Source organism: Sphingomonas sp., from assembly GCF_031380695.1.
In the GTDB taxonomy this organism is placed as follows: Bacteria; Pseudomonadota; Alphaproteobacteria; order Sphingomonadales; family Sphingomonadaceae; genus Sphingomicrobium.
Window position 1 is genome coordinate 1 of record NZ_JANMWY010000032.1, and the last position, 5,272, is coordinate 5,272.

Annotated in this window: 6 protein-coding genes; 4 read left to right on the top strand and 2 right to left on the bottom strand. The window is 65.0% G+C overall.

Going from position 1 to position 5,272, the window contains the following annotated elements; all coding sequences use genetic code 11:
- Positions 1–239: flavodoxin-dependent (E)-4-hydroxy-3-methylbut-2-enyl-diphosphate synthase (locus tag RMN84_RS01260; RefSeq protein WP_309610401.1), on the bottom strand; the 239-nt coding region annotated here is incomplete at its 3' end.
- Positions 240–336: 97 nt separating this feature from the next.
- On the opposite strand from RMN84_RS01260, the gene RMN84_RS01265 reads away from it, so the two are divergent.
- The 3 genes from RMN84_RS01265 to RMN84_RS01275 all read left to right on the top strand — a co-directional run bounded on the left by RMN84_RS01265 (position 337) and on the right by RMN84_RS01275 (position 3,969).
- Positions 337–2,514, top strand: coding sequence for a toll/interleukin-1 receptor domain-containing protein (locus RMN84_RS01265; protein WP_309610396.1), 2,178 nt, complete (start codon positions 337–339; stop codon positions 2,512–2,514).
- Complete coding sequence (locus tag RMN84_RS01270) at positions 2,511–3,005, top strand: hypothetical protein (RefSeq protein ID WP_309610397.1); 495 nt, start codon at positions 2,511–2,513, stop codon at positions 3,003–3,005. The genes RMN84_RS01265 and RMN84_RS01270 overlap by 4 nt, the downstream gene beginning before the upstream one ends.
- A 76-nt stretch (positions 3,006–3,081) precedes the next feature.
- On the top strand, positions 3,082–3,969 hold the full coding sequence (locus RMN84_RS01275; RefSeq protein WP_309610398.1) for a S1/P1 nuclease: 888 nt from the start codon (positions 3,082–3,084) through the stop codon (positions 3,967–3,969).
- Here the strand turns inward: RMN84_RS01275 and RMN84_RS01280 are convergent.
- A complete protein-coding gene (locus tag RMN84_RS01280) occupies positions 3,966–4,211 on the bottom strand; it encodes a hypothetical protein (protein ID WP_309610399.1) in 246 nt (81 codons plus the stop codon). The genes RMN84_RS01275 and RMN84_RS01280 overlap by 4 nt on opposite strands.
- Before the next feature lie 239 nt (positions 4,212–4,450).
- On the opposite strand from RMN84_RS01280, the gene RMN84_RS01285 reads away from it, so the two are divergent.
- On the top strand, positions 4,451–5,272 hold an 822-nt coding region (locus tag RMN84_RS01285; RefSeq protein WP_309610400.1), incomplete at its 3' end, for an isoaspartyl peptidase/L-asparaginase.

Below are 5,272 nucleotides of genomic sequence, written 5' to 3' on the forward strand. Positions count from 1 at the left end.
AGCACGATCTCGCGCAGCGCGGCGGTGCTTTCCTTGTCGGGGCAGGACACGCGGACGATATCGACCCCGGCCTCCTCGCATCGCCGGATCTGGGCGATCGTCGCGGCGGCGTCCGAGGTCAGCGTGTTGGTCATCGTCTGGACGGTGACCGGCGCGTCGCCGCCGACGGCGACATTGCCGACCATGATCTGGCGGGAGGTTCGGCGCTCGATATGGCGCCACGGACGAAGCGAGGACATCGGCGCGATATAGGCGTCCAAGAAGCAGAGCGCAAAGCGGCACGGGACTCGGTGATCGCGATCAGCGATGGTAAACGCAGGTTAAGCGACTCGGGGGATGCCAGTGGCGGACGGATCGGGACTTGCCGCGCGCATCAGTGCCATGGTTCCGGCCCCGGTTCCGGTCGAGGCCACGCCATTCCATTATTTCGCTTTCCTGAGCTACGGCCACAAGGACGAGGTGCTGGCCAAATGGCTGCACGAAAGCCTCGAGAAATATCGTGTCCCACGCGCGCTGGTCGGCAAGATGACGGTCAATGGGCGCATCCCGGCGCGGCTGCATCCCGTTTTCCGTGATCGTCACGAATTGGCGGCGGCAGCCGATCTGGGTGCCGAAATTCGCTCCGCCATTTCGGGGTCGCGGTTCCTGGTCGTCCTCTGTTCGCCCGCCGCAGCGACCTCCCGCTGGACCGAGGCGGAGATTGCGAGCTTCAAGAAACTGCGCCCCGACGGCTGCGTCGTCGCCGCGATCGTCGGCGGCGAACCGTTCGCCAGCGAGATGCGCGGGCGCGAGGCCGAGGAGTGTTTCCCACCGGCGTTGCGCGTTCGCTATGATCGGCGCGGTCGGCCGACGAAGCAGCGCGCCGAGCCGATTGCAGCCGATTTCCGCGAGGGCGGGGACGGCCGGCGGCTGGGCTTCCTCAAGGTCGTCGCCGGAATGCTCGGGGTCGGCCTGGACGAGCTGGTCCAACGCGAAAACCATCGCCGGCACCAACGGCTGCGGCTGGTCGCGGCGGCGAGCATCGCCGGCATGGCGGTGACCAGCACGCTGTCGCTCGTCGCCTATCACGCCCGCAACGAAGCCTATGAGCAACGCAAGGAAGCGGAGGGGCTGGTCGGCTTCATGCTCGGCGACCTGCGCAAGAAACTCGAGCCACTCGGCCGCCTCGAAGTCCTCGACTCGGTAGGCGGCAAGGCGCTCGCTTATTATGAGAAGCAGGATAAGGCCGGACTTAGCGACGAGGCGTTGGCTCAGCGCGCCCGCGCCCTGACGATGATGAGCGAAATCGCTCGAACGCGCGGCGACATGGCGGGCGCGCTTGAACGCGCCCAGGAAGCCCTGGCGACCACGACCGAGCAGCTCCGCCGTCGTCCCAAGGACCCGCAACGATTGTTCGACCAAGCCCAGAACATCTTCTGGGTCGGCTATATCAATTGGCAGCGTGGCAACGTGGCGGTCGCCAGTAAAGCGTTCAGGGAGTATCGGCGCCTGGCCGACCGGATGATCGCGGCTGATCCGGGCAATCCCAAATATCGGCTCGAACGATATTACGCCGACAATAACCTCGGGATCGTGCTGATCGATCAACGCCGCGCGGCCGATGCCGTGACCGCCTTGCAGCAATCGCAAAGCGAAGTCGAAGCGCTGGCGGCGGCAGATCCGCGTAGCGGCGAATATTCGCAAGCCAGGCTCGAAAACCTCGCATGGCTCTCCGAGGCACAAGAAAAGGCTGGGTTAATTGACGAAGCGACCCGCTCTCGCGAGCGGCAACTAGCGCTCATCGCGAGCCTCGCGACCAAGGCCAACGACGTCGAAAATCGCCGCAAGGAATTGGTCGCCCGCCATGTGCTAGGCCGCCTGTTGGCAGCGCAGGGCCAGGTGAGTGCAGGGATTGCCCAATATCATGCGGCGATTGGCATTTCGGACACGCTGATTGCGATCGAGCCGAACAATAGTCAGTGGCTCGAAAACAGCGCCACGACTCAGCTCGACCTGAGCGAATTGTTGCTGGCCACAGGACAAGCGGACGCGGCGGCCTCGGCGGGACGGGCGGGCTGTGACCTGACCGATCGCCTGTTGATGAAAGATCGATCCGTGACCGAATGGAACGAACGCCTGCGGCGGGGTTGTGCCACGCAGCGGGCGAAAACGGCCTTCGCGCGCGGCTCGCTGACCGAAGCCCTCGCTTTGGTTCAGCCAGCGGCACAAGCGACAACGATGACTGGAACCAAACAGATCGAAATTGGCCAGTTCATCGCGGATGCTAAATTGCTGATCGGCGATATCGAGGCCTCGCGCGGCGATCTGGCTGCCGCTCGGATAGCTTGGCGGGGTGCACTTGCGAGCCTCCCACCGGGTGAAGACGAAATCCCGTACGTCCTCGTCCGCCGTACCATCCTGCTCAAACGGCTCGGTCACGACGCGGGGTCACGCCTCCTCGCCGACCGGCTCGATCGAATCGGGTATCGCCCTCCCGAATATCTCAAGGCGATGAAACAAGGAGCAAGGCCATGACGACCAACACAATGGATCACGAACAAGTTACCACCGCTACAAACAAAAAGACCAAAATCACCATCACCGCGACGGGCAATCCGCCGTCATTCGCGATGAACTCGCAATTCGAAAATGGCGGAGGCCATCAAAATGGCAGCAAGCTTCAATTCGACCAGAATGCGGGTGCTTTCACACTGACATTCGAACTGGCGGATCAATCCGGCCTCGGACTCTCCTTTTATCCCGACGCAGCCGATTCACTGTGGGTATCGAGCAATGCGATATGTCCGGTCCAGCCTGGAAACGGTGGCGGGGCGATCACGTTTGGGACCGTGAAAAGTGGCAAGCTGACCGCTGATAATGCCAATCTGGTCAAGGCGGACCTTGCCTTCGAACTGCGTTTTACCAGCAGCAGCCCTGGATCGACGCCGCCTTACATCTATGATCCGACCATCGGCAATGGCGGCACGGGCAATATGGACGAAGGCAAGGGCGAAGGTTGCGACTGATCAGATGCGGTGGGCAGCGCATGCTGCCCACCGATTCCGCACTGCGCTAAAATGGATAGCGGGTTAAAGCCTGGCCATGCCGAATCATCCCGTGCGCACACTCGTGCGCCTGCAGCTTGTTGCCGCAGCCGTCTCGTCGGCCTCTCCCGCCGCCGCGTATTGGGAATATGGTCACGAAACGGTGGCGAAGATTGCCTATGCCAGCGTGCGCCCAGCGACCCGCGCGCGCCTCGACCGGTTGTTGCGGCATGGCGATCTGCTCGGTACGCCGGAATGCCCCGTCGTCGACATCGCCTCGGCCTCGACCTGGGCCGACTGCATCAAGCCGTTGAAGGGCGCGGACGGCAAGCCCCGGTTCGGTTATGCCTATAATTGGCACTTCCAGGACGTCGATATCTGCAAACCGTTCGACCTCGCCACGCCGTGCAAGGACGGCAATTGCTTGTCCGCTCAGATCGTGGCGCAGCAGGCTCGCCTCAAGAATCGCCGTTTGCGCCGCGCCGACCGGGTGCAGGCGCTGGCGTTCCTCGTCCATTTCGTCGGCGACCTGTCGCAGCCGCTCCACGCCGGCGAGCATGACGACCAGGGCGCGAACAAGGTCAAAGCAAGCTATGGCCTGATCGCCGGGCGGGCCAATCTGCACGCCATCTGGGACGGCTACCTCGCCGAGCGGGCGATCTCGACTCCGCCGAGTGGGGTGCGCGGATTGTTGCGCGCCACGTCTCGGGCAGAGCGGCGGGCGATGATCGTTGGCGGCGTCACCGAATGGAGCCGCGACAGCTGGCGGGTGTCGCACGACATTGCCTATGGCACGCTGTTCGCCGACCCCTGCGCCCCGCTCCCCGCCGAGCGGCCGGTGATGAACGAGGCAATGGTCAAGCACCTGATCCCGCCGGCGCGGCGGCAGGTCGTGGCCGGTGGGCTGAGACTGGCGAAGCTGCTCGACGCGGCGCTGGCGCGCTAGTCGTCTTCGCCCCAGCGCCACCGCCATCCGCCGCGAGTGGTCTTGGCGGTGACGACCAGCAGCAGGATTGTCGCCGGGGCCAGGATCGCGATCTCGATATCGGGCCGCCCGGCGAAGTGATTGATCACCCACAGTGCCAGCGCGATGAAGGCGATCGTGATCGCCCAGCCCTGCCAGGTGACCGGGTTCGCGCCATAGCCATAGCGTCGCGGGACAAACCAGTAGCGGTCGTCATCAGCCATCGGCTTGTTCCTTTGCTGGCCGGCCGCGCTTGACCGGCAGTGGATCACCCAGTCCAATTCGACGACCTTTGACGCGCTAGCATTTCTAGTGCGTCGCGACAGCGTTTGGTGGCTGTCTTACAAAGCCACTTGAGTCCAATCTGGCATCAGTCATTTTCCTATTTAGTCAACATTGTGCTGACATTGATTTTGGGTGCGGCTAACTGGCATCCGTGTCTATGCCGGGCTAGGGCAGCCTCATGGACTGGACCCTCGTCATCCATGGTGGCTGCGGCGCGATGCGGCCGGACCGCCTGCCGCCGGAGCAGGAGGAGCGGGCGCGCGCCGGGCTGAACGCCGCGCTCGATGCCGGCCAGGCGATCCTTTTGCGCGGCGGCGAGGCGCTCGACGCGGTCGAGGCCGCAGCGCGGATACTGGAGGAGGAACCCGCCTTCAATGCCGGGCGCGGCAGCGTACTCAGCGCCGACGGCCGGGTGGAGCTGGATGCGGCGATCATGGACGGGCGCGACCGCCGCGCCGGAGCCGTCGCAGGCCTGACCACGACGCGAGCGCCAATCAGCGCGGCGCGCGCCGTGATGGAGCATAGCCCGCACGTGCTGCTGACCTACGACGGCGCCGACCGGTTCGCACGCGAACGGGGGCTCGAGCAGGTCGCCAATGACTGGTTCATCACCCCCCAACGACGAGCCCAGCTCGAGCGCATATTGGCGGCGGGCGGCGCCTTCGATTCGGCGATCAAATATGGCACGATCGGCGCCGTGGCGTGCGACATCCACGGCCATGTCGCCGCAGCGACGTCGACCGGCGGGCTGACCGCCAAGCGCTGGGGCCGGATCGGCGATTCGCCGCTAATCGGCGCGGGCACTTACGCCGATGATCGCGCCGCCGCGTTATCGGCCACCGGCCTGGGCGAGGCGTTCATCCGCGCGGTGGCGGCGCATGAGCTGGCGGCGCGCGTCCGGCTGACGGGCGCGGGACTGCAGGAGGCGCTCGATGCGGTGCTGGCCGATATCGCTGCGCTGGGCGGCAGCGGCGGTCTGATCGCGGTCGCGCCGTCGGGC